Origin of the sequence: Yersinia rohdei ATCC 43380 (genome assembly GCF_000173775.1) — a bacterium.
GTDB classification, from domain to species: domain Bacteria; phylum Pseudomonadota; class Gammaproteobacteria; order Enterobacterales; family Enterobacteriaceae; genus Yersinia; species Yersinia rohdei.
This window is the reverse complement of sequence record NZ_ACCD01000037.1, coordinates 1-26178: the sequence shown is the minus strand read 5'-3', so window position 1 is coordinate 26178 and position 26178 is coordinate 1. Positions and strand designations below refer to the sequence as shown.

Below are 26178 nucleotides of genomic sequence, written 5' to 3'. Positions count from 1 at the left end.
GCAGACGGCGTTGCTAATCCTGCAAGCGCGCAATTTCTTCGCCGAATTCGCGAATATCTTCAAAACTGCGATAAACCGAGGCAAAGCGGATATACGCCACTTTATCCAAGCGCTTCAGTGCTTCCATCACCAAATTACCCACCATTTTGGTCGGCACTTCACGTTCACCCGTGGCGCGTAATTGAGATTTAATATGGCTTATTGCAGTTTCTACATCATCTGAACTGACCGGCCGCTTTTCTAATGCTTTCAGCATGCCGCGACGTAATTTCTCTTCATTGAATGGCTCGCGCACATCATCACTTTTAATCACACGCGGCAAGACCAACTCAGCCACTTCGAAAGTGGTAAAACGTTCATTACAATCTAAACACTGGCGGCGACGGCGCACTTGTGAACCATCGCTCACCAGACGGGAATCAATGACTTTGGTATCCACAGCAGCACAAAACGGGCAATGCATAGCGCTTCCTGATTGGTGAGCTTAAACTTAGCCACAGTTTACCGCGAACTGCCGCGACAACAAAGACCATAAGCAGCACCTTTGTCTTGTTTCAACTCGCTGTGGGCTTTGGTTCGAGCGGCTTTGACCACTCTTTTTGCAGTTCCAACCAAACTTTACGATCTGGAGATAAAATATTGAGCGGGTCAAAAGGATATTGGCCGGGGACACATTGATCCAATAACTGGGCGGCCAAGTAATGTATCTTGGGACTTAAACAATCATAAGTATCACTGTCAATATTGTTCTTGGCATATTCTATTGATTTACTAAAATTCTCTAATGTTTCCCACGTTTTCTTTTTATCTTCTTCTATCTTATTAAATAACTGAGGGGATAAGAATTTAACAATTGCATCGACTATACGTCGCCAGATAGTTTCATCCTCAGCAACTTGATCTTTTTTAGCCAAAATCCTTACCATTGCTGGCTTAATAAATATCAACACATCAGGAATGATTTCACTTTGGAGATGTATTAATTTTTCATCATAAATGTTGGGTAATAAACCAGCGTAGGAATAATATTCATTATCATATTTTTCGCTACATTCCTTTATCTGAGCCAAATACTCTTCAAGATAACTCAGATTATTGGATTTAATCATACCTACTCTTAGGTGCTTTAACCTAGCCATATCTTGATCCAAGATTTGATCTGTTTCATAAATTGTACCGTCATAGAAACTCGCCAATTCCAATGCAAAGTTAAATTTCATTTCCACTTTAAAAAGTTTCACTAAAAATGAATCAATCACATTGGTTATATCATCTATTGCCTTTTTCTTGGCCTTATCTTGTTTAGAGACATCATCTGCATAAAGGGCTTTACATCTTACCCCATCATTTATAACTCCTTCATCATAACCTGATGAAGAGCCGCATTCATTTTCATATTTCCTTGAAGTAAAAATATGAAACCTCCCATCGACCTCATTTAAATTATAATATTTATTAATAACCAAATTTGGTGCGCCTGTTACTAATTTAATGAATTTCTCTTGCTTATTACTATGTTCGTTTTCTTTCAAATATCTATTGAGATTTTCTATAAACACATCTAAATCATAACAATTACTTAGCAAGTTAATATGTGTTTTTATTTTTGAATTTTTCCCATATGTTAACTCGCCAAACAACTCTAAAACCTCCATCTTAATATTATTAAATACATCACAACCATCACTCCCACCTCCCATTAACATTGAATTATCAATGTAATCAGCATTACTTAAATTAATTGAATTTGTTTTCAAAACTCCCCCATCACAATAAAGTATCTATATTTTCAATTGAAAAAATAATAACCTGCATACTAAGTGGTAACTATCAAATCCACACTGTAGCTTCTAAAATAAATCTATCTAATAATTTATTATTCTTATATATTTCACGAGGTGAATCCATGATTAGAATACATTTATATGTTGAATTTTTTACCTGAAAATAATAAGGAAACTTCAATAAATATTGAGAGGAAGGATACGGGGGGAAACCACAAATACACCAATAAAAAAGCCCTGATATCGCAGTAGCAACATCAGGGCCTATCTTACATTTTTATCGTTTTAAGCTATCACGGCAGGATTGAAGGCTGATCTGCACCTTCTTTCTCAACTTTCTGCTGCAACATATGCTCACGTTTCATACCCAGTTTCAACGCCAACGCAGACGCAACATAGATAGATGAAACCGTACCGATGGAAACACCGATCAACATCGTCAGTGAGAAGCCTTGCAGCATCGCACCACCGAAGATAAACAGCATTAATACCACCATCAGTGTAGTTGCAGATGTCATGATAGTACGACTTAAAGTCTGGGTCAGAGACACGTTCATGATTTCGTAAGGCGTTCCGCGGCGAATCTTGCGGAAGTTCTCACGAATACGGTCTGATACCACGATACTGTCGTTAAGTGAGTAACCGATAACCGACATCAATGAAGCGACGATGGTAAGGTCAATCTCAATATGGAATAACGACAAGATCCCCATGGTAATGACCACGTCATGTGCCAGAGCGATAACCGCCCCCAGCGCCAGACGCCACTCAAAACGGAAACCGACATAAACCAGAATACAAAGCAACGCAACCAGCAACGCCATACCACCCGCCTGAGCTAAATCACTGCCCACGCTTGGCCCGACGAACTCAACACGTTTTACTGATGCATTCTTATCAACTGATTCATTGATAACAGAGATAACTTTGTTACCCAATTCCTGCCCGGCAGTTCCAGTAGCGGGTGGCATACGAACCATCACATCACGGGTGCTACCAAAGTTTTGCAGGATTGGCGACTCAAAGCCCGCCGCTTCCAGTGTGTCACGCAGTTGATCCAGATCTGCCGGTTTATCCAGGTTAATTTCAATCACCGTACCACCGGTGAAATCCAACCCCCAGTTGAACCCTTTGACAGATATGATGGCAATGGATGCCACCAACAACAGCAGTGAGATGCCGAAAGCAACGTTATCCCAGCGCATAAAGTCATAGACTCTACGGCCATAGTTCAGTTGTTCAACAGTATAATCCTGTGCCACAACGTACTCCTCAAATAGACAGCTTGTTAATGCGCTTGCCGCCGTAAAACAGGTTGACGATGGCACGAGTACCGACTATTGCGGTGAACATGGACGTAATAACGCCGATTGCTGTCGTAATAGCAAAGCCTTTAATCGAACCAGTACCCACAGCATACAGAATAATCGCTGTTATCAACGTCGTGACGTTCGCATCGACGATACTCGAGAAGGCACCTTTGTACCCTTCATGAATCGCTTGCTGTACCGTCCGTCCGTTTCTGTACTCTTCTTTTATTCGCTCGTTAATCAGTACGTTAGCATCAACTGCTACCGCCAGTGTCAATACGATCCCGGCAATACCCGGCATGGTTAATGTCGCCCCCGGCAAGAGGGACATCACACCCACGATCAATACCAAGTTAGCCAACAGCGCGGTACTGGCAATCACACCAAACTTACGGTAGTAAATCACCATAAACAGGATAGAAACCGCCAAGCCCCACAAGCAGGCTTCCAAACCTTGGGTAATATTCTGTGAACCCAAAGTTGGCCCGATAGTGCGCTCTTCAACAATCTGGATTGGTGCAATCAATGCACCAGCACGCAGCAAGAGGGAGAGCTGACGAGCTTCAGCTGGGTTATCAATGCCGGTAATGCGGAAACTGTTACCCAAGCGAGACTGAATAGTCGCGACGTTGATAACTTCTTCCTGCTTAACCAGAATCGCCCGACCATTAGCATCTTTTTTACCGCTGTCTTTATATTCTACAAACAAAGTCGCCATCGGCTTGCCGATATTGTCTTTAGTAAAGTTAGACATCAACGAACCACCAGCGCTGTCGAGCGAAATATTAACCTGGGCTTGGTTATATTCGTCGGTGCTGGAGGTTGAATCGGTAATATGGTCACCGGTCAGGATTACGCGTTTGTACAAGACAACCGGGCGGCCTTCACGGGTACTTTTGACTTCTGAATCACCAGGAACACGACCAGAGGCAGCAACAGTGGCATCAACATTGCTGTTTACCAGACGGAATTCCAGCGTAGCAGTCGCACCAAGAATTTCTTTCGCACGTGCTGTATCCTGAATACCCGGTAACTCAACCACTATACGATCTGAACCCTGGCGCTGAACCAACGGCTCGGCCACACCTAACTGGTTAACCCGGTTACGTAGAATCGTAATGTTTTGCTGAACCGCATATTCACGCGCTTCACGTAGACGGTCATCACTCATCACAGCTTTTAATGCATTGCTGCCATTGGAGCCAATCACCAAGTCGCGGTGGCGAGAAGAAAGGTAACTTATTGCATCATCGCGGGTTTTATCATCGCGAAAACGCACTTCAACACCGTAGTTATCGAGTTTACGTACAGTCGCATACGGGATATTTTTCTCACGTAAATCAGTACGTAAGGTATCCATCGTTTGCTCTTGCAGCTTGCCAAGTGCGGTATCCATATCCACTTCCATCAAGAAGTGCACACCACCACGCAAGTCAAGGCCTAGCTTCATCGGCTCTGCACCCAATTTGGCAAGCCAGGAAGGCGTTGCCGGAGCCAGGTTCAGCGCGATGACGTATTTGTCCCCCATCGCAGCTACCAGTGCCTCACGGGCGCGTAACTGGACGTCAGGATCTCTAAAGCGAGCCAGGATTGCACCGTTTTCCAGCGCAATAGACTTGCTCGCTATGTTGTCTTTTTCTAAAACATCACGGACTTGGACCAGCGTTGTTTCACTGGCGGCGATTCCTCGCGCACCAGTGATTTGAACAGCCGGATCCTCACCATAAAGGTTGGGAAGTGCATATAGCAGACCGACGAAGATCACCACGATCAACATCAGATACTTCCACAAAGGATAACGGTTTAACACGGCAATTCCCTTCGGGAAAATCGAAAATTACAGAGCTTTCATAGTACCTTTCGGTAACACGGCAGCAACGAAGTCACGTTTGATCATCACTTCAGTGGTGTCGTTCAGTGCGATGACGATATAACCCGTTTCCGCAACTTTAGTTACACGACCAAGCAAACCACCCGTGGTCAATACTTCATCACCTTTACCAATAGAATCCATCAGTTTTTTGTGTTCTTTGGCACGTTTTTGCTGTGGACGCAGGATCATGAAGTAGAAAATCAGACCAAATACTACCAGCATAATCACCAGAGAGTACGGGCTGCTCTGAGCCGGAGCCCCAGCGGATGCGACAGCATCGGAAATGAAAAGACTCATTAAAATTCCCTCATTGTTATCAATATCAATAGTGTGAAATCAGTGCGATAGAATCAGTGACGGTAAATCGTAACTGCTCAATCTATAAATACAAAGACAATAATTTTAAAATCAAACGCTTAATTGTGGAGATAGCGGCGGAACAGGTTTCCCTATCCGACCATAGAAATCTTCGACGAAGCTCTCTAATTTACCCTCTTCAATAGCCTGACGTAAACCCGCCATTAAGCGTTGGTAGTAACGTAGGTTATGAATGGTATTCAGCCGTGCACCCAGAATTTCATTGCAACGGTCGAGATGATGCAAGTAGGCACGGCTATAATTGCGACAAGTGTAGCAATCACAATGTTCATCTAAGGTTGCGGTATCACTCTTATGCTTGGCATTACGGATTTTTACCACTCCGTCAGTGACAAACAAATGACCGTTACGGGCATTACGGGTTGGCATTACACAGTCAAACATGTCTATGCCACGACGTACACCTTCGACCAAATCCTCAGGTTTTCCCACGCCCATTAAATAACGTGGTTTATCCTCTGGAATTTGTGGGCAAACATGCTCCAAAATACGGTGCATATCCTCTTTTGGCTCACCTACCGCCAAGCCGCCCACAGCGTAACCATCAAAACCGATATCTACCAGCCCTTTTACCGACACATCACGTAAATCTTCGTAAACGCCACCTTGAATAATACCAAACAATGCATTTTTATTGTTCAGTTCATCAAAACGTTGGCGACTACGGGCAGCCCAGCGCAATGACATTTCCATCGAGCGCTTGGCGTAATCCCAGTCCGCTGGATAAGGGGTGCATTCGTCAAAAATCATCACGATATCGGAGCCGAGGTCGTTTTGAATTTCCATCGATTTTTCAGGGCTAAGGAACACTTTATCGCCGTTGATTGGGTTTTGGAAAGTCACCCCTTCTTCTTTGATTTTGCGCATTGCACCCAGGCTGAATACTTGGAAACCGCCGGAGTCAGTCAGAATCGGGCCATGCCATTGCATAAAATCATGCAAGTCGCCGTGCAGCTTCATAATTTCCTGCCCCGGACGCAACCAAAGGTGGAAAGTGTTACCCAATAAGATCTGTGCGCCAGTCTCTTTGACTTCTTCTGGCGTCATCCCTTTTACGGTGCCATAGGTACCAACAGGCATAAATGCCGGGGTTTCTACGACACCGCGTTCAAATACCAGGCGACCACGACGGGCGCGGCCATCAGTTTTTTGTAATTCGTACTTCACATAACCTCCAGCATCGGAAAAACAGTCCAATGTTGTTTTGCCTGATCACACAACGAGTGTGACCTAAAAGTTACGGGTTAACCGTCTCTTGCGGTGCCCGTGAATTACGGCTGATAAACATCGCATCGCCGTAACTGAAAAAGCGATATTGCTCGGTAACCGCCTGCTGATATGCATTCATAGTATTTTTATAACCAGCAAAAGCAGAAACCAGCATTATCAATGTTGATTCAGGTAAATGGAAATTAGTCACCAAGGCATCCACTACCTGATAGTCATACCCCGGATAAATAAAGATGCAGGTATCACCAAAGAAGGGGGCAATCAGGCCATTCTCGGTGGCCTTAGCGGCACTTTCCAATGAACGAACTGATGTGGTGCCAACAGCAACCACACGCTTTCCGCGGGCTTTACAGGCCAGAACCGCATCCACTACCTCTTGGGGCACTTCTGCATATTCAGAATGCATAATATGCTCTTCAATGGTATCAACCCGCACTGGTTGGAACGTCCCCGCACCGACATGCAAAGTGACAAAAGCCATCTCAATGCCTTTCTCACGCAATGCAGCTAACAGCGGCTCATCAAAATGTAACCCAGCGGTTGGTGCAGCAACCGCGCCTGGCCGCTCGCTGTATACGGTTTGGTACAATTCGCGGTCAGCATCTTCATCAGGGCGATCAATATAAGGAGGCAAAGGCATATGACCGACTGCATTCAGGATGGCAAATACATCCCGCTCATCGTCAAAACGCAGTTCAAACAAGGTGTCATGGCGTGCCACCATAGTGGCGCGAATGCTTTCATCATCGCCCAACAACAGCTCAGTACCCGGTTTGGGTGCTTTTGAGGCTTTTACATGAGCCAGGACACGGCTATCATCCAGCACACGTTCCACCAACACCTCAAGTTTGCCACCACTGGCTTTACGGCCAAACAGACGCGCAGGAATCACCCGAGTATTATTGAACACCAGCAGATCACCCGGTTCTAACTTATCCAGCAAATCGGTGAAAATGCCGTGCGTTAACTTTCCCGTCGGGCCATCCAGTGACAATAAGCGGCAACCGCTTCGCTGGGGCTGGGGGTAATGGGCGATCAGAGATTCCGGGAGCTCAAAAGAAAAATCGGCAACACGCATGGCTTTCCACTTTATATCAAGACAGACCCGGCCAACAGGTATGATGACCGGTTCACAAAAACAGGCCGCTAGTCTAGAGCCCCCAAGGTCAGGCTGCAAGAAATTAAGGATAATTAGCGGCTATTGGCCATACCCAAAGTGATTAGAGTTGCATATAATCTGTTCATGAATTTTCTTGCTCACCTCCATCTCGCGACATTGGCCGACAGCTCTTTATTGGGCAATTTATTGGCCGACTTTGTTCGCGGCAATCCACAGGGTGAATACTCACCAGAAATAGTAGCGGGCATAATGATGCATCGCCGCGTGGATGTGCTGACGGATTCATTGCCGTTAGTTAAAGAAGCACGCCACTATTTCAGTGCAGATTATCGCCGAGTAGCCCCTATTACTCTGGACGTGCTTTGGGATCATTTTCTTGCACGTAATTGGGATAAACTGACGCCCGACTGCGCACTGCCTGACTTTATTGAGCATGCGCAGGGCCATATTTTACCGCATTTATCGCAAACACCGGCGCGTTTCCAGCATCTTAATACTTATCTCTGGCCCGAGCGTTGGCTGGAGCGCTATGCTGAACTACCCTTTATAGCTGATGTGTTACAAGGTATGGCAAATCGGCGGCCTAAATTAGCCGCATTAGCCGGGTCTTTTCATGACATAGAACAGCACTATCAGCCGCTAGAACAGCTGTTCTGGGAATTTTATCCCGCAATGATGCAGCAAGCTCGAAATAAGCAAATTTAGATTAAAGCACTGCAGTTTACATGTTTAGTCATTCTAAGCCGCTTGCTCTTTCTGCAAGAATGGGTATCTTAGCAAGACTACGAAACTAAAAACGTTGTAACAATAGGTAAAAGCTATCACAGCAATTGGTATTTTTCCCTTTATTCATTGAGCTTAAATACCTATGCTGTGCCAATACTTTTAAGACAACTGGTTAATCCATCCCTATTAACAGGAGAAATTTATGGTTCTGGTAACTCGTCAAGCCCCTGATTTTACAGCAGCTGCTGTTCTTGGTAGCGGCGAAATCGTTGAAAACTTCAACCTGAAAAAACATCTGAACGGCCGTCCTGCCGTCCTGTTCTTCTGGCCAATGGACTTCACTTTCGTTTGTCCTTCAGAGTTGATCGCTTTCGACCACCGTTACGAAGAATTCCAGAAACGTGGTGTTGAAGTTGTTGGTGTTTCTTTCGACTCCGAATTTGTACACAACGCATGGCGTAAAACCCCAGTAGATAAAGGCGGTATTGGTGAAGTTAAATACCCAATGGTTGCTGATATCAAACGTGAAATTCAGAAAGCCTACGGTATTGAACACCCAGATGCTGGTGTTGCACTGCGTGGTTCTTTCCTGATCGACAAAAACGGTGTAGTTCGTCACCAAGTGGTGAATGACCTGCCACTGGGCCGTAACATTGATGAAATGCTGCGTATGGTTGACGCACTGCAATTCCACGAAGAACACGGCGATGTTTGCCCTGCTCAGTGGGAAAAAGGTAAAGCAGGTATGGGCGCATCTCCAGATGGCGTTGCTAAATACCTGTCTGAAAACGCCTCTAAACTGTAATAACAGTTTATGCCGCCCCTGATTTTTCCGGGGGTATTAAGCCAGTCAGTTCTTGCTGACTGGCTTTTTTATTTTGATATAACTCAAGTTGTTAGACATTAAAAATGGGTGCTTGAAAGCTGCAACCTAACAATAAAATGGCTGCCCTGACAACAAAGGGCGAGAATGATTTCCCGCCCAGTTACCTTACCTTTCAGATTCGTAAGCTAAAATGGCCGCAACTTCCTTGTTTCCATCTTTTAGGCGTAATTCACACAGTGACTTATGCGTAATTAATGTAAATGCCAGAACTGTTATACAAACAATCAATAGGCACCAAACAAGCGTATTTTGTGGCAACATATCAAGCCTCCTTGCCTTGCCTTTCGGCGGGGAAAAGGCTACCGTAATGTTGTTCGGCATTACAGAGAGCCTCGTATTAAATAACATTGATACGGGGCTTTTCTCTGTCTACTCTCAACCTGAAATAAGCACCTAAAGCAGACAGCTTCAAGCACCCGCCACAAAGTCTATAGAATTATTATTTCTATTCCCATCTTATCTTCCTTAAGTATATTGCTTTATTTTCAATCAGTTGTTTTCATTTAATTTAATTTTAACTGAGCAAAAACAAACCTATCAGCCCAAAACTAGCTGACTCCTCCACCTCTCGCCGCCAATTAATTAGCAGCCAATAATATTAATTATGCTATTAATTATTACTGTTCTGTATTTTGCACATTCCATAAGCAGCGCTTGTAAGCTGCCAGACAAAAATGACCGGGTAATCCCTGGCGGCAGGAAATAACAGGAGTCAGAATGCATTTGAAAAAATGGAACAAATCCTTGGCTGTATTGGCCTTGCTGGTCAGTGGCACATTGCATGCGGCCTCTACCCCAGCGGTAGAAGCAAAAAATGGCATGGTGGTAACCTCCCAGTATCTGGCTTCACAAGTTGGAGCAGACATTTTAAAAATGGGAGGGAATGCTGTTGATGCGGCTGTCGCCGTGGGCTACGCGCAGGCGGTAGTGAACCCATGTTGCGGTAATATTGGTGGCGGGGGGTTTATGACTATTCACCTCGCGGATGGAACTGACACCTTTATAAATTTCCGTGAAACAGCGCCAGCCGCAGCCAGTGCCGATATGTATCTGGATAAAGAGGGGAAAGTCACTAAAGATGCCAGTTTGTATGGCTATCTGGCCGCCGGAGTTCCTGGCACTGTCTTGGGGCTGGATAATGCCCAAAGTAAATACGGTAAATTGACTCGTCAGCAAGTCATGGCTCCCGCCATTAAACTGGCTCGCGAGGGCTTTGTGCTAACACGTGCCGATACAGATATTCTGGATACCACCGTCAAACGCTTTCGTCAGGATCCTGAATCTGCACGTATTTTTCTTCGGCAAAATGGGGACGCACTACAACCGGGTGATCGTCTGGTTCAATCTGATCTGGCAGAGACTCTGACGGCGATATCAGAAAACGGGCCGGACGCGTTTTATCAGGGTAAAATTCCTCAAGCAGTTGAAGCCGCAGCAAAAAAAGGCGGTGGCATTCTTACTGCAGCTGATTTTGCCAACTATAAAACGACTGAAACCGCGCCTATTACCTGTAGCTATCGTGGTTATAAATTCGTATCTGCCCCACCGCCCAGCTCTGGTGGCGTGACATTATGCGAGACATTAAATGTCCTTGAAGGCTACGACCTAAAAAATATGGGTTTTAATTCCGCCGCCTATATCCATACGCTGACAGAGGCAATGCGCCATGCCTATATGGATCGCAATACCTTCCTCGGTGATCCAGCGTTTGTGAAAAATCCCACAGACCGCCTCTTGAGCAAAAGTTACGCCGCCGATATTCGTAAGCAAATTGTCGCCAATAAAGCGACACCTTCAGTAGAAGTGCAGCCGGGTATGCAGCCGCATGAAAAACCGGAAACCACACATTATTCTATCGTCGACCATGAAGGAAATGCGGTTTCCACCACTTATACCGTTAATGGCCGCTTTGGCGCGGTGGTGATTGCCCCCGGCACCGGCTTTTTCTTGAATGATGAAATGGATGACTTTACCGTCAAAGTCGGTGAGCAAAATCTGTATGGTTTGGTTCAGGGAGCCACTAACTCTATCGCCCCCGGTAAGCGCCCACTATCGTCTATGAGCCCAACTTTAGTGACTAAAGACGGTAAGACATTTATGGTTTTGGGGTCACCCGGCGGTTCACGAATTATCACTATTACCCTGCAAACAGCATTGAATGTGATTGACCACGGAATGGCACCACAAGAAGCCGTAGATGCGCCACGAATCCATCATCAGTGGCTACCAGATGAGGTTTATTATGAGCAACGCGGCGTTTCTGCAGACAGCCTTAACCTATTAAAAACAATGGGATATAAAATGGTTGAGCAGAATCCATGGGGAGCCGCTGAGCTGATTTTGGTCGGTTTAGCGGGCGTTGAGGGGGTAAGCCCTGCCAATTCAGGCAATGACTCTGCTGTCTCCGGTAAGGTACGCGAAGGTTACTTATACGGAGCCAATGATGTCCGCCGCCCTGCCGGGGCCGCCATCGGCTACTAATGCAGCAATAATCTACATTGCCATTCATCCCCCATCCCTACAAGGGTGGGGGAATTTTATCAGTAAGATGCCATTACCAAGGCAATGTATGCCCTTGATAATCAATAAAACCATGCCCGCCTTTACCTGAAGCGCGCTCAATTTGGTCAACCACCCCTTTCACACTGCTGGTAATCGTCAGTGGTGCCGCATCTCCGCCCATATCGGTTTTGACCCAACCCGGATGAATGGATAACACGGTCAAAGAGGGGTCAGCCAGCTCGGCGACCAAATTGCGCGTCATCATATTCAAAGCCGCCTTACTGGCGGAATACAGTGGTTTATGTCCGGAAGCATTATGGCCAATGCTACCCAATTGAGAAGACATAAAGGCCAACACGCTGTTAATTGAGTTGCGCTGTGGCAGTAAATACTGGGCAATACGAATAGGTGAAATCGCATTGGTTTGGAACAATTCGAGGATTTCTTCGGGTTTAGCATCAACCGCCGATTGATGCTCTGGGCCAGAGATACCCGCATTAACAAAGATTAAATCAAACGTCTGGCCTTGTACCTGTGGTAAAAACGCCTTAATGCTATCTGGTTGATTAATATCCAATTTAAGCCAGTGGGCTGCATGCGCACTGGTGTCTTTTGCCGCACCGCGCGTTGTCGCAGTAACTGACCACCCACGGCGAGTAAGTTCATCAACCAACCCCAGACCCAAGCCCCGTGAAGCGCCGATTATCAATGCCTGTCTTTTAGTTGTGTTCATATCATTTCCCTTTGGTGAAGTTACCTGACAACAATTCGTTGCAGTCTTTACATAGTATCTCAACCAAAGAAAAAGCGGCACATGGCCGCTGTGAATATCGCACTCGATGTGAAAGCTATTAAGTTAGCGCTCACCAACTCCACGCCACAAGGCGACACTCTCACCCGCTAATTGCAGCTTGAGGCCGACGTCAGTGACATCCAGTCTGGATACACCTTCCAGACATTGCCACTGGCTAACATTGAGCAAAGGAGATGCCGGCAATAAGATTTCAGCATCCTGATTGCGCTGTATTGCTATCATGACTCTCTCGCGTTGATAGCTGCGAATAAATATCAGAGAATCACCATCGGCATGAATAACCTGGCACCCACCGCGGCGCAGCGCCAGGCTTTTGTGTCGCAAAGCGGCCATGCGTTGGCACAAGATTAGCAAATCAGCCTCCCACTGAGTTTCATCCCACGGGAAAGGCTTACGACAGAAAGGATCATTGCCGCCATCCAGCCCAATCTCATCGCCATAAAATAGGCAAGGCACGCCAATCCAGCTAAACAACCAAACCAGCGCCATTTGCATTCGCGCCTTATCACCATTGAGCAGCGTGATGAAACGGGCGGTATCATGGCTGTCTAACTGGTTAAATAAGCGGAGTTGATGGCCATGAGGTAATCCGGCACGGTATTCATCCATCCAATAGGCGCAATCTTCAGCTTGAAGTTTTATGGGATGATAAGCGACGTCAACCCCGGCTAAAAAACTACGTACTGGCAGGCCAAATCCCATGTAATTCATGGAGGCATCTTCCACCCCAGCATGCAGCCAATTACGTGCATCACCAAAGTGTTCACCCAGAATATATGCCTGCGGATTTTCTTCTTTTGCCGCCTGATAGATACCCGCCAGATGGTGTAAATTACCTTTTGCGCCGCCCTCTTCCCCCAGCATATGCACGACATCCAGCCGCCAACCATCAATGCTGTAAGGTGGCTTTAACCAATAACGAACCACACTATCTTCACCGCGATAGATTTGATTGACGACGCCGTCATGGGCGAAGTTAAGTTTTGGCAAGCTGGCATTGCCTTTCCAATCCAGTGCCCGCCCATCGGGGAAGAAATTAAACCAGCCCCGATAAGGTGAATCTTGATGGTGGCAAGCCCCATCCGCCCTTTGTTGATGGCGATCAAACCAATGGTGAGAATCACCGGTGTGGTTAAACACACCATCCAACACTAATTTAATACCGGCATCCTGGGTGGCCTGGCGCAATTGCAGAAAAGCGCTTTCTCCGCCGAGATAGGGATCAACCTGATAATAATCTTGCGTATCGTACTTATGGACACTGGGGGCTGTAAAAATCGGATTCAGATATAGCGCGGTCACACCGAGCTGTTGTAAATAAGGGAGTTTTTGCGTGATACCCGCCAAATCACCGCCGTAGAATGTCGAGGCGGCATTGATATCATCCAGTGGCTGCTGCCACTCACGGCGCGAGACAGAAACACCTGCGGCATGGTGGGCGTAACTATCGCCTTGCACCCCGTGGTCGCCTTGGCTACTGGCAAAACGGTCTGGAAATATTTGATAGAAAATTTGGTCGGCAACCCAATCCGGGCCACTGTCAGGTAGCTCAATGGCAAACTGCGCCAATTGCGCCGGAGGCACCACAGAGAACCCTAATGGGCCGAACCACTGTTGGTCATCATCCCACAATAATTTGAAGCAATAACGCCGTGCTGGCTGGCCTTCATGGAGTGGCAATGCGGCGCGATAACACCAGAATCCCTCCCGTTGCTGCCCTTTCATGGTGAGCAGCCATTCTTCATTATCTGGCTCACAGCGTAAGAAAACTTGCGCGGGTAACTTATCCCCTTGCAACCATAAAGTAATATGTAATGCATCGCCTCGCCGACGGACAAAAGGCGTGACCGGTAGATGCCAACCACTCAGCATAAAATTCTCCTGCGTTAACCAAAACTATGGCTGTTGAGGCTATCTGGTGCAGACATTAACGCCGCGACACATTCACCCATAAAAATAATTAACCAGGATAAACAATGCCACGTTATAGGATGCAACCCCTCATCTATTAACACAAATATCGGGGATGAGGCCGGGGGCGCAGAGAGATTGACTAGCACAATGACAAAAACGCGAGACTTCATGGGCGTCAAGCCGCCGGAGATAAGAAAAAGCCGGGAAATCTCCCGGCTTTAAACTGAGTTCAAATCAGTATTACTCCGCTTCTTTTACCGGTATCACCTGTTTCTTCTGATGATTTACTTTGAAGTAATACCCTACCAGCAGCAGTGCAATCCAGGCCACCCCAACATACAAAGAGACGCGAGTGGTTGGGAACCAACCAATCAAACCGATGATGAACACCAAGAAAATGATTGCCAGAACTGAAGTTACAGTGCCGCCGCGCAGTGGGAAGTCCAGCGCTTTAATCTTTTCTTTACTTAACGAACGACGAAAACCAATCTGGGAAAACAGGATCATAATCCACACCCAGACAGTCGCAAAAGTCGCCAGTGAAGCAATAACCAGGAATACATTTTCTGGCATGATGTAATTCAGATACACTGCAATCAGCATGGCAAACATCATCACCAGCACGGTCACCCAAGGCACACCATTTTTAGAAATTGCCGCGAAAACTTTTGGGGCATGGCCCTGCTCTGCCATCCCATTTAACATGCGGCCAACACCAAAAACATCACTGTTAATGGCGGATAATGACGCGGTAATCACCACGAAATTCAAAATACCCGCTGCAACTGTAATTCCCATGTGCTGGAAGGTCAGCACAAATGGGCTGCCGTTAGTGCCAACCTGGTTCCACGGATAAATAGACATGATGACAAACAGCGTACCGACATAGAACACCAGAATACGCCACGGCACTGAGTTAATTGCTTTAGGAATAGATTTTTTTGGATTCTCAGCTTCACCGGCGGTAATCCCGATAATTTCAATACCACCATAGGCAAATATCACTAATTGCAATGACAGAATCATGCCGACAAAACCGTTACTGAAGAAGCCGCCATTAGTCCATAAATTATGGATACCCGTCGGCTGCCCACCATTACCAATGCCCCAGATAATGATGCCGATACCGGCTAAAATCATGATAATAATGGTTGCCACTTTGACGAATGAAAACCAGAACTCCATCTCGCCGAAGACCTTGACACTCATCATATTGATAGCGCCAATGATAAGAACCACACTCAGCACCCAAACCCAATGAGGTACATCGGGGAACCAGACCCCCATATAGATACCGAAAGCGGTCACATCAGCAATAGCAACAATGAGGATCTCAAAGCAATACGTCCAGCCGGTGATATAACCGGCCATTGGCCCAAGGTAATCTTGTGCATAGCGAGAAAATGAACTGGCCTGCGGGTTATTAACCGACATTTCACCCAAAGCGCGCATGATGATAAATGCCACCACGCCACCAATCAGATATGCCAATAATACGCTTGGCCCCGCCATTTTTATTGCATCAGCCGAACCATAAAATAAGCCAGTACCTATTGCTGAGCCCAATGCCATAAAGCGAATATGGCGTGTTGTTAGGCCGCGTTTCAGCTTATTTTTGACTGGTAACTCCATGAATATTTCCCCGTCTTTTTTCAGCAAAAAGCCACGGGGATGAGCCGTGGCTAAAAATACTCTACCGCTGTGTCGTTATTGCTTGGCAGCAACTTCCTGACGACAGCAGAGGCGATCGTACAACCCTACGACGACGAATACCAGTAGGGAAGGCGATAACCATGCCAGACCTTGCTCTGCCAGCGGCAGATGCTCTGTCCACGCGGGCAGAAATTCTGCAAATGTGGAGGCTTTTATCGCGTCAAGAATGCCGAAGAGCAAGCTGACTAACATCACCGGGGCCACAATACGGGAAGCATGGTGCCACCAGCGCAAAGTGAAGCTCATCAGCACCAGCACGATGCATGGAGGATAAATCGCGGTCAGAACAGGGATGGAGATCTGAATCAGATGGCTCAGCCCCAAATTCGATACCATCATTGAGAAGATACCGAGAATAAAGACCAGCGTCCGGTATGACAATGGCAGGTATTGAGCAAAGAACTCAGCACAGGCGCAGGTCAAGCCCACCGCCGTCACCATACAGGCGATGAAAATCAAGGCGGCCAGGAATAGGCTCCCCAACCCACCAAAAGTATGCTGAACATAAGCATGCAGAATCACCGCACCATTTTGTGCATCAGGCGTCAGGCTGCCACTACCGGAACCCAACTTAAACAAGCTTAGGTAAACCAGTGTCAGGCCAATACCGGCAATCAGACCGGCCCAAATGGTGTAGCGCGTCAACAAGCCCGAGGAAACCACACCACGCGAACGCGCAGCATTGACAATAACAATGCCGAAGACCAGCGCGCCTAAGGTATCCATCGTTAGATAACCATTGACGAAACCAGAGGAAAACGGCACTTGCTGGTAAGCATCCGTTGCCGGGATAAGCGGGCCGGCAGGCCAAATCAAGGCGGCAATACCTAAAATTGCCAGCGCCAGAATTTTCAGCGGAGCCAGAATATGCCCAACGGTATCCAGCAAACGCCCCGGATACAGTGAAATCCCGATAACTAGCGCGAAATAAACCAGGCTATAGATAAACAGTGGCAGCGGGCCGTCGCCGGTAAAAGGCGCAATACCCACTTCGAAGGAAACCGTGGCCGTGCGCGGCGTGGCAAACAGCGGCCCGACAGCTAAATAACAGACGGTTGCCAGCACCAAACCTGCACCGCGACCAATTGGCGCACTCAGGGCATCAATACCACCGCCCACGCGCGCCAGCGCGACAACAGTAATTACCGGTAACCCAACCGCAGTAATCAGAAAGCCTAAAGCGGCCCACCATACATGTTCACCCGATTGTAAACCAACCATCGGCGGGAATATGATGTTGCCAGCTCCAACAAATAGGGCAAAGGTCATAAAACCTAAGGCCAAAATATCTTTAGATGATAAACGATGACTCATAGTGATGTGCGTTGCCTAGTTAAATGAGCAAAAGAAAAAGTCCTAAGTTGTGGTCTTTCCGACGTGATCGAAACGATACAAAGCTCTGATAAACGCAAACTCCGGCGGTTAATAAGCAATCTATTTCGTCAGTATGCAGTGTTTTTGAAGTTATTTGCAGGTGGAATAGGCCAACAACGGTGATAAGTAGACCGTTTATAGCGGAGAAAGGCAAGTCTGGATCACAAAAGCAGAGTCTTCATCCAGATAAACGACTCAAACCAGTTAATCACACCAGTTTTATATAAATACACGCCATATGATTTGTATCATTTATAACCATAAGTTAACAGTTTAATGGGCAAAACCCAGTTCTTTTCGGGTCTGACTAAGCATTTCAGGAGGCAAGGGTAAATAGCCATCTTGAGTCACACGCTCTTGCCCTTCGGGTGATAAAACCCGCTCTAGAAATGCAGCCACCAAGGGTTCCAGCGGCTGACCGGGGGCTTTATTGATATAGAGATACAGATAGCGCGACAAAGGATAGTGGCCATTTTTGACATTTTCGGCAGTGGGTAGCACAAAATCCTGCCCTTTCGCCGCCAGAGATAACGCTTTAACCCCACTATTACGAAAACCCATGCTGGCATAACCAATGCCATTCAATGAACCGGCCACAGCTTGCACCACTGATGCAGAACCAGGCAATTCATTGACATTATTAATAAAATCACCATCACACAGTACCCGATGCTTAAAGAAACCATAGGTTCCTGAGGCAGAATTTCGGCTATAACGTTGCAAAGAACGAGCCGCCCAGTCGCCGCCTAGCCCCAACTCGCCAAAACGCACAATACGGTGGGGTTCCCCGCAATGAGGATTTTGCGAAAAAATAGCATCAAGCTGAGAAAAAGTGATTTTATCCAATGGATTATCTTGATGGACGAAAACCACCAAAGCATCAACAGCGACCGGAACGGCCAGTGGCGGATAACCATAACGCTGAGTAAATGCAGCGATTTCAGCCGCTTTCATTGGCCTGCTCATTGGGCCAATTTGAGTCGCGCCCGCAACTAAGGCCGCAGGGGCGGTAGAGGAACCCGCCGCCTGTATCTGTAGATTAACCCCGGGGTAATGATGATTGAAATCCTCCGCCCACAGAGACATCAGATTAGCTAAGGTGTCAGACCCGACACTGGAAAGATTGCCCGACAAGATAGAGCGATCGGACGACTGCCCCGCCCCACCAGACAATACCTTCACCGGTTGCGCGAAAATGCTATAACTGAACCATAGCACCACAGTCAACAGCGCCAGTTTTCCCCATCTCATCAACTTGTTATCCATGCCATCTTAGGATTTGACTGCATTCTCAGTTAAAACCGTCGGAACAATCAACCGATTCGGCAAGGTAAAAATAAATCGTGTGCCCAGACCGATTTCACTCATAACATCCAAACGGGCATCGTGGTGGCTCAATGCGTGTTTCACAATTGCCAGCCCCAGCCCACTGCCGCCAGTTTGTCTTGAGCGGGCCTTATCCACCCGATAAAAGCGCTCTGTAAGCCGCGGAACATGCTCAGGGGCAATTCCCGGCCCATTGTCGCTAACCTGAAATTGTGCCCCTTGCGGTGTTTGCTGCCAACAAACCTCAATTTTGGTGCCAACCGGGGTGTGATTCACCGCGTTATAGACCAGATTAGAAACCGCGCTGCGCAGTTGATCGTCATTGCCGAACACTTTCAGTTGCTCATTAACCCGGAAAACTATCTCGTGACGCCCATTACTTAGCGCCTGTACCTCAAGCTGTAACATCTTCAGCATTCGTGGGATATCGACCTGTTCATTCATATCCACATTAGGTGCTGCTTCAATTCGTGATAACGTCAATAGTTGTTTTACTAACCCATCCATGCGTTTGGTTTGTTCCTGCATCGTCCCAAGGGCTTTTTCGCGTAATGGCCCCGCTAACTCTTGGTCATGCATCATTTCCAGATACCCTTGCAACACGGTCAAAGGGGTGCGTAACTCATGGCTGACATTTGCGAAAAAATTACGTCGGGCACCTTCCAACTGACGCATTTGGGTTACGTCACGGGCGACCATTAGCAATTGCCCTTCTGAATATGGCATCACGCGGAACTCGACATAATAGCCATTATTCAATTGCAGGGTCAGTGGGCGGGAAAACTCTTGCTGTTGCAGATACTGGCTAAATTCTGGGTAACGCAATAAGTTGAGAATATGCTGACCGTTATCTTCCGGCCAACGAAAACCCAATAATTGCTGGGCCAGGCCGTTACACCAGAAAATATTACCTTCAATGGTGGTCATCACCACGGCATCAGGCAATGATTCAGCACCGCTGCGAAACCGTTTAATAAGTAAGGCTAATTCCCGTCTACGCCGCCGATTCCGCAGCTGCATCTGATACAAACCGTAAAATAAAGGTTCCCAGCTCCAACGCCCGGCAGGCGGTGTCATACTGCGATCTAGCCACAACCAGTGAGATAATTTAAGTTGGTTATAGAAATTCCAAACCAGCGCCGCGACCACTGAAATCAGTAATAACCAAGGGAGATACCCAATAAAGGCACCTAACAATAATGCAGGTAAACAAAAAAGAGCCAGCTCTAAAGCCAGCGTTTTCCAAGATAAACGTTCTAACACAACGAATTCTCCGGCACTGAAAACTCAGTAGCGCGTTGAGAAACGGTATCCAGTTCCCCGGACAGTTTGTACCATTCTGTCATGACCATCGACTTCAAGCGCCTTGCGTAACCGACGAATATGCACATCAACAGTGCGATCTTCTACATAAACGTTAGTGCCCCAGACATAATTAAGCAACTGCTCACGGCTGTAAACCCGCTCTGGATGGGTCATAAAGAAGTGCAGTAATTTAAACTCAGTTGGCCCCATATCAAGCGCTTGCTCATTGGCCATAACGCGATGGGAAGAGGGATCAAGACTCAACCCCTGCATTTCGATCACTTCCTCAACTGCCATTGGCGATATCCGGCGCATCACCGCCTTGATTCGTGCCACCAGCTCTTTTGGCGAAAAAGGCTTAGTAATATAGTCATCTGCGCCCACTTCCAACCCGCGCACCCGGTCTTCTTCTTCACCACGGGCTGTTAACATCATCACTGGAATATCTCGAGTCAGTGCCTCGCGCTTCATATGTTTAATAAACTGAATACCCGAGCCTCCGGGCAGCATCCAGTCTAACAGCACTAAATCAGGGTAAGGCTCCGACAAACGCGTTACTGCGCTGTCATAATCTTCGGCTTCTAACGGTTGGTAACCATTTTGCTCCAACACAAAGCACACCATCTCACGGATAGGTGCTTCATCTTCCACCACCAGTATGCGTCTTGCCATCATCAACCCTGCCAATAAGTTAGTGGTCACTATTTGATTTCGGAAGCCATTATGCGTCAGTTTTGTGACATTTTTATGAAAAACATCACACTCCAACCCGCAGTAAGCATAGTGATTAATTTCATGTTAATTGCAAAATGCAGAATTCAAATTTGCGAAGCGTCTCGGAGATTTCCCTCATACCTTTTTTTTAGCCGCGACATCCGGCTAACTGCGTTTATAATCAGCGCCATTCTATAAAAAACAACCGGCCATAGCGGGATATATATGCGCATTATTCATACCTCTGACTGGCATTTAGGCCAACACTTCTTCACCAAAAGCCGTGCGGCCGAACATCAGGCATTTCTGCACTGGCTCATTAAGCAGATTGAAGAAAATCAGATAGATGCGCTGATTGTCGCCGGTGATATCTTTGATACTGGCTCCCCATCCAGCTATGCCCGAGAGCTATATAACCGTTTTGTCGTAGAACTCCAACCTACTGGCTGCCAATTAGTTGTCTTGGGGGGGAATCACGACTCAGTATCGACACTGAATGAATCACGGGATTTACTTTCCTGTCTGAATACTACAGTAATTTCCAGTGCCAGCAGCCAATTGGAACAGCAAGTTATTATTCTGAAAGACCGTCAACATCAACCTGCCGCGGTGCTGTGTGCCATCCCTTTCTTGCGCCCACGCGATTTAGTGACCAGCCAGGCGGGTGAATCTGGCGGACAAAAGCAACTGGCATTGCAAGAAGCTATTGCCGCTCACTATCAAGCGCTCTATCAGCATGCTGTCGAACTGCGTACCGAGCTAGATTTGCCTTTACCTATTATTGCTACCGGGCACTTGACCACGGTCGGCGTTGCCACCAGTGATTCGGTTCGTGATATTTATATTGGCACCTTGGATGCTTTTCCGGCACAGGCGTTCCCGCCAGCAGATTATATTGCTTTGGGCCATATCCACCGTGCTCAGCAGGTCGCTAAAACTGAGCATATCCGCTACAGCGGCTCACCAATAGCCTTGAGTTTTGATGAGCTGAATAAAGAGAAAAGTGTCTATCTGGTGGAGTTTTCCCAACAGTCGCTATCATCAGTTACCCCGCTGTTTATTCCTCAATTTCAACCGATGCAATTGATTAAAGGTGATTTACAGCAAATAGAGCGCCAACTATCTGAATTTGCTCACCATCAGGGCTTACCGGTGTGGTTAGATATTGAAGTCGCCACTCAAGACTACTTATCGGATATCCAAAGGCGAATTCAGGCCCTTACCGCCGAACTCCCTGTTGAAGTGGTGTTACTGCGCCGCAGTAAAGAACAGCGCAGTAACAGCATTGAACGGCAGGAAAAAGAAACACTCAATGAGCTAAGTGTTGCCGACGTATTTGAACGCCGGCTTGCATTGGAAGCTGATTTAACCGAACCGCGCCAACAGCGCATGCGCCAAATGTTCAATCAAGTTGTTGAAGATATTACACAAAATACAGATTTAACACCGGAGCAGACAATATGAAAATTTTAAGCCTGCGCCTGAAAAATATTAATTCTCTGCAAGGTGAATGGAAAATAGATTTCACCGCAGAGCCTTTTGCCAGCAACGGATTATTTGCCATCACGGGCCCTACAGGAGCTGGCAAAACGACGTTGCTAGATGCTATCTGCTTGGCGCTGTATCACCAAACACCGCGTTTGGATTCAATTAGTTCCAGCCAGAATGAGCTAATGACCCGCCATACTGCGGAGTCACTGGCTGAAGTTGAGTTTGAGGTAAAAGGTGTTCGTTATCGTGCATTTTGGAGTCAACGTCGCGCTAAAAATAGCCCAGAAGGTAATTTACAAGCCCCTAAAGTTGAGTTGGCACTCTGCGAGAATGGCAAAATCCTGGCAGATAAAGTGGGTGATAAACTAGGTAAAATTGCAGAAATAACCGGGCTGGACTTTGGCCGTTTTACCAAATCCATGATGCTGTCACAAGGGCAATTTGCCGCATTTCTCAATGCCGAAGCCAATAAACGTGCTGAATTATTAGAAGAATTAACTGGCACCGATATCTATGGCCGGCTATCTGAGCAGGTGTTCGAACAACATAAACAAGCCAAAATATCCTTGGATGCTTTGCATCAACAAGCCAGAGGTATTGAGCTGCTCAATGAAGAACAACGTTTAGCTCTATCACAACAGATAGAGGCTCTAAGCCAGCAAGAAAAACAGCTTTCCTCAGAGCAGTTGGTGAATCAGAGGCAAATAAACTGGCTAACCGGTTGGCAGTTACAACAAAAGAATCTGCTGGAATACCAACAACAACAAAAATTTACTGAGCAAGAATACCAGCAGGCACAACCTGAATTGCAACGGTTAGCCCGCAGTGAACCCGCAGAGAAATTGCGCCCTTTGTTGCAAGAGTGTTCGCGTAGCCAACAAGATTTGCACCAAGTACAGCAACGCATCGCCACGCTAAACCAGCAACAGCAACAACTTCAAACACAACTCACCCCGCTGGCGGTAGCACTGGAACAAGCCCAGCTAGCTCGCCAACAACAAGCCGCCAAACAGCACGAACAAGAAACACTGATTGAACAAAAAGTGGTGCCACTGGATAACCTTATTGCTCAACAGCAGCATTTATTAGCCCAGTTGGCTACCCAACTCCAGCAGTTGCGCGGCAAAGAGCAGCAAGGCCGACAACAGCTTGAACTCAATTTGCAACAGCTGCAGCAAACCCACCAGCGGCTACAACAGCTCGCTGAGTACGCGCACCTACATACCCACCATCAGCACTGGGAAAAAAATCTGCCTTTGTGGCGTGAGCAGTTCCGCCAAATACATATGCAGCAACAGCAATCAGCTGAGAGTAAGCAGCAACTACAACAACAAATCACGTTACTCAATGAGCTACAACAACAGACGACCACACTGAATGAGCAGGATAAACAGCAGCAAACCGCATTAGCACAAGCCCATTCGCAAACCAGCAGTATCCAACAACAATTATCTAGATTAGAACAATTACAGCCCTTGGCACAGTTGCGCCAACAGCTAACGGTGCTTCAGCAACAGCGACCAATGCGGCAACAATTAGCGGCTTTATCGCCACTAGCGCAGCAAATTCAAGAGCAACACGACAAACAACAACAGCAATTAATCCTCCAGCAGCAACAACTAAAATTACTGGAAAAGCAGTTAACAGAAAAACGTCAGTTATATAAACAACAAAAACAGCATCTGACGGATTTAGAAACCTTGTTCGAACGCGAAAAACAAATTGTTCGATTAGAAGCGGAAAGAGCCAAACTACAATCGGGCAAGGCTTGCCCATTATGTGGCGCATTGGACCATCCCGCCATTACTGAGTATCAGGCGGTAAAACCATCTGAAACAGCAGTACGTGTTGAAGAACAACGCCGACAAGTTGAGCAACTATTCACTGCAGGTTCAGAACTCAGTGCCCAAACACAAAGTTTGCTACAGCAAATCACACAGTGTGAGCAAGAGTTACAGCACAGCCAACAGCAATTGGTGGATTATCAACAGCGTTGGCAAAGGTTGGTAACACCATTGGCGCTAACATTCGCACTGAATGAAACTGCGGCGTTAGACCATTGGCTGGAACAGCAAGAGCAAGCAGAGCTTGCCTGTCAGCAAAAACTGACTGAATATGAGAAATTAAATAATAAATATCAACAAGCTAAAGATATTCTGACCCAAGCTGAGCAGCAACAGCAAAAACACCAACAGCAGCTGGCTTTAGTTATTCAACGCCAACAAGATACCCAGCAATCCCATCAACAGTTATCAGCACAATACCAGCGCCAACAAGAAGAGCTGATGAAAGTGCGCCAAGAATTTAGTGCTGCTCTGGCGGAAGTGTCACTCTCAATACCTGAAACAGACCAGCAGCAGAGTTGGCTAGCGCTGCGCGAAGAGGAAAACCAGCGCTGGCATCAGCATCAGCATGAGCAACAACAGCTGGAAAGCGGACAAAAAGCACTGGAAGCCCAGATTGAAAGTGAACGTCGCCACTTGCAGGAATGTGTCGACCAATTGGCAGCAGTTAGCCAACAACACCAACAAGCTGAAATTCTATTGCAGCAGCATAATCAGCAACGCCGGACATTGTTTGGCGATAACAGTGTTACAGAAGTTCGCCAGTTACTGCGCCAGCAACAACAACAAATTGAATTAGCACACCAGAATGCAGCACAAGCGCTACAACAGGCTCAATCTCAACTTAATTTACTGTCAGGTGAACTGACAGGATTAGAACAGCAATATCAACAAAATCAACAGCGTGCTGCCACTGCCCAAACGGAACTACAACAGGCGCTGGCAAACAGTGAATTTGATGATGAGCAAGCACTCACCGCCGCATTATTGAGTGAAGAAGAAAGACAACGTTTGCAACAATTGAAACAGCACTTGGGCGAACGCCAACAACAAGCAAATATTCGACTACAACAAGCCCTTGAAGCACTAGAGATACACAGACAAAACTGCCCTGATGGTATTGATAATACAGCTGATTTGGCAGTATTACAGCAGCAGTCAGAGCAATTATTGGCGCAACTAAAAGACAATGCTTTACGACAAGGCGAATTACGCAATCAGTTAAATAGCGATGCTGCCCGTCGTAGCAACCAGCATGCATTATTTGAGGAAATTGAACGTAGCCAACAACAATATGATGACTGGAGCTATCTCAATCACTTAATAGGCTCCAAAGAGGGTGATAAATTCCGCAAATTTGCACAGGGTCTGACACTCGACCACCTGGTTTATCTGGCAAATAACCAACTTAACCGCTTGCACGGCCGCTATCAGTTGCAACGTAAAGCCAGTGATGCACTGGAGCTACAAGTAGTGGATACCTGGCAGGCCGACGCCATACGTGATACCCGCACGTTGTCCGGTGGAGAAAGCTTTTTAGTCAGTTTGGCGCTGGCTTTGGCGCTATCAGATTTGGTCAGCCATAAAACCAGTATTGATTCACTATTCCTTGATGAAGGCTTTGGCACACTAGATGCAGAAACACTGGATACCGCACTGGATGCCCTGGATAGCCTAAATGCATCCGGCAAAACCATAGGGGTTATCAGCCATGTTGAGGCAATGAAAGATCGAATCCCCGTGCAGATTAAAGTGAAAAAAGTTAATGGATTAGGTGTTAGCCGTTTGGATAACGTGTTTAGGGTCAAGAGTGAGTAACTCATTGGCACTACAGCGTTTCATTCATTCGTAACAAGCAACTTAAGCATGAGGTT

20 protein-coding genes are annotated in these 26178 nt (G+C 46.8%); 5 read left to right on the top strand and 15 right to left on the bottom strand.

Annotated features, from left to right (window positions below):
• Positions 1-13 precede the first annotated feature (13 nt).
• The 7 genes from nrdR to queA form a co-directional block, all read right to left on the bottom strand.
• The gene (gene nrdR / locus YROHD0001_RS01800; protein ID WP_004716459.1) at positions 14-463 is read right to left on the bottom strand and encodes a transcriptional regulator NrdR; all 450 of its coding nucleotides are present in this window, start codon (positions 461-463) and stop codon (positions 14-16) included.
• 91 nt (positions 464-554) lie between these two features.
• Positions 555-1757 (bottom strand): hypothetical protein, encoded by a 1203-nt coding sequence (locus YROHD0001_RS01805; protein WP_004716458.1) that lies wholly within the window; start codon positions 1755-1757, stop codon positions 555-557.
• A gap of 320 nt (positions 1758-2077) precedes the next feature.
• Positions 2078-3046 carry a protein translocase subunit SecF gene (gene secF / locus YROHD0001_RS01810; RefSeq protein ID WP_004716457.1) on the bottom strand — a complete coding sequence of 323 codons (969 nt, stop codon included), beginning with the start codon at positions 3044-3046 and terminating at the stop codon, positions 2078-2080.
• Positions 3047-3056: 10 nt separating this feature from the next.
• The gene (gene secD, locus YROHD0001_RS01815) at positions 3057-4904 is read right to left on the bottom strand and encodes a protein translocase subunit SecD (protein WP_071817906.1); all 1848 of its coding nucleotides are present in this window, start codon (positions 4902-4904) and stop codon (positions 3057-3059) included.
• 27 nt (positions 4905-4931) lie between these two features.
• Positions 4932-5264 (bottom strand): preprotein translocase subunit YajC, encoded by a 333-nt coding sequence (gene yajC / locus YROHD0001_RS0118775; protein ID WP_005166605.1) that lies wholly within the window; start codon positions 5262-5264, stop codon positions 4932-4934.
• A gap of 111 nt (positions 5265-5375) precedes the next feature.
• Positions 5376-6512 carry a tRNA guanosine(34) transglycosylase Tgt gene (gene tgt / locus YROHD0001_RS01820; protein WP_004716455.1) on the bottom strand — a complete coding sequence of 379 codons (1137 nt, stop codon included), beginning with the start codon at positions 6510-6512 and terminating at the stop codon, positions 5376-5378.
• 70 nt (positions 6513-6582) lie between these two features.
• The gene (gene queA, locus YROHD0001_RS01825; protein WP_004716454.1) at positions 6583-7653 is read right to left on the bottom strand and encodes a tRNA preQ1(34) S-adenosylmethionine ribosyltransferase-isomerase QueA; all 1071 of its coding nucleotides are present in this window, start codon (positions 7651-7653) and stop codon (positions 6583-6585) included.
• 165 nt (positions 7654-7818) lie between these two features.
• On the opposite strand from queA, the gene YROHD0001_RS01830 reads away from it, so the two are divergent.
• Together YROHD0001_RS01830 and YROHD0001_RS01835 are read left to right on the top strand one after the other, a co-directional pair.
• Positions 7819-8400, top strand: a complete 582-nt coding sequence (locus YROHD0001_RS01830; protein WP_004716453.1) for an acyl carrier protein phosphodiesterase — start codon at positions 7819-7821, stop codon at positions 8398-8400.
• Between the two features lie 223 nt (positions 8401-8623).
• Positions 8624-9226, top strand: coding sequence for a peroxiredoxin C (locus YROHD0001_RS01835; protein ID WP_004707520.1), 603 nt, complete (start codon positions 8624-8626; stop codon positions 9224-9226).
• Positions 9227-9412: 186 nt separating this feature from the next.
• On the opposite strand, the gene YROHD0001_RS19850 is transcribed toward YROHD0001_RS01835, so the two are convergent.
• Complete coding sequence (locus YROHD0001_RS19850) at positions 9413-9568, bottom strand: type I toxin-antitoxin system Hok/Gef family toxin (protein WP_050099201.1); 156 nt, start codon at positions 9566-9568, stop codon at positions 9413-9415.
• Between the two features lie 456 nt (positions 9569-10024).
• Here YROHD0001_RS19850 and ggt point away from each other — a divergent pair, with 456 nt between their 5' ends.
• A complete protein-coding gene (ggt, locus tag YROHD0001_RS01840; RefSeq protein ID WP_032818135.1) occupies positions 10025-11788 on the top strand; it encodes a gamma-glutamyltransferase in 1764 nt (587 codons plus the stop codon).
• Positions 11789-11861: 73 nt separating this feature from the next.
• Here ggt and YROHD0001_RS01845 read toward each other — a convergent pair whose 3' ends face one another.
• The 7 genes from YROHD0001_RS01845 to phoB form a co-directional block, all read right to left on the bottom strand.
• Positions 11862-12542 carry an SDR family oxidoreductase gene (locus tag YROHD0001_RS01845; RefSeq protein WP_004716450.1) on the bottom strand — a complete coding sequence of 227 codons (681 nt, stop codon included), beginning with the start codon at positions 12540-12542 and terminating at the stop codon, positions 11862-11864.
• A 123-nt stretch (positions 12543-12665) separates the two neighbouring features.
• Positions 12666-14495 (bottom strand): maltodextrin glucosidase, encoded by a 1830-nt coding sequence (gene malZ, locus YROHD0001_RS01850; RefSeq protein WP_004716449.1) that lies wholly within the window; start codon positions 14493-14495, stop codon positions 12666-12668.
• A gap of 282 nt (positions 14496-14777) precedes the next feature.
• Positions 14778-16169, bottom strand: coding sequence for a proline-specific permease ProY (gene proY / locus YROHD0001_RS01855; RefSeq protein WP_004716447.1), 1392 nt, complete (start codon positions 16167-16169; stop codon positions 14778-14780).
• Between the two features lie 75 nt (positions 16170-16244).
• Positions 16245-17564 (bottom strand): branched-chain amino acid transport system II carrier protein, encoded by a 1320-nt coding sequence (gene brnQ / locus YROHD0001_RS01860; protein ID WP_004716446.1) that lies wholly within the window; start codon positions 17562-17564, stop codon positions 16245-16247.
• A 333-nt stretch (positions 17565-17897) separates the two neighbouring features.
• Complete coding sequence (locus tag YROHD0001_RS01865; protein WP_004716445.1) at positions 17898-18890, bottom strand: PstS family phosphate ABC transporter substrate-binding protein; 993 nt, start codon at positions 18888-18890, stop codon at positions 17898-17900.
• Positions 18891-18896: 6 nt separating this feature from the next.
• The gene (gene phoR / locus YROHD0001_RS01870; protein ID WP_004716444.1) at positions 18897-20213 is read right to left on the bottom strand and encodes a phosphate regulon sensor histidine kinase PhoR; all 1317 of its coding nucleotides are present in this window, start codon (positions 20211-20213) and stop codon (positions 18897-18899) included.
• Positions 20214-20237: 24 nt separating this feature from the next.
• Positions 20238-20927, bottom strand: coding sequence for a phosphate response regulator transcription factor PhoB (gene phoB / locus YROHD0001_RS01875; protein WP_032818147.1), 690 nt, complete (start codon positions 20925-20927; stop codon positions 20238-20240).
• 267 nt (positions 20928-21194) lie between these two features.
• Between phoB and sbcD the strand changes: the two genes are divergently transcribed.
• Positions 21195-22433 carry an exonuclease subunit SbcD gene (gene sbcD / locus YROHD0001_RS01880; protein ID WP_004716442.1) on the top strand — a complete coding sequence of 413 codons (1239 nt, stop codon included), beginning with the start codon at positions 21195-21197 and terminating at the stop codon, positions 22431-22433.
• Positions 22430-26122 (top strand): AAA family ATPase, encoded by a 3693-nt coding sequence (locus tag YROHD0001_RS01885; RefSeq protein ID WP_032818129.1) that lies wholly within the window; start codon positions 22430-22432, stop codon positions 26120-26122. The genes sbcD and YROHD0001_RS01885 overlap by 4 nt, the downstream gene beginning before the upstream one ends.
• The last annotated feature ends 56 nt before the right edge of the window (positions 26123-26178 follow it).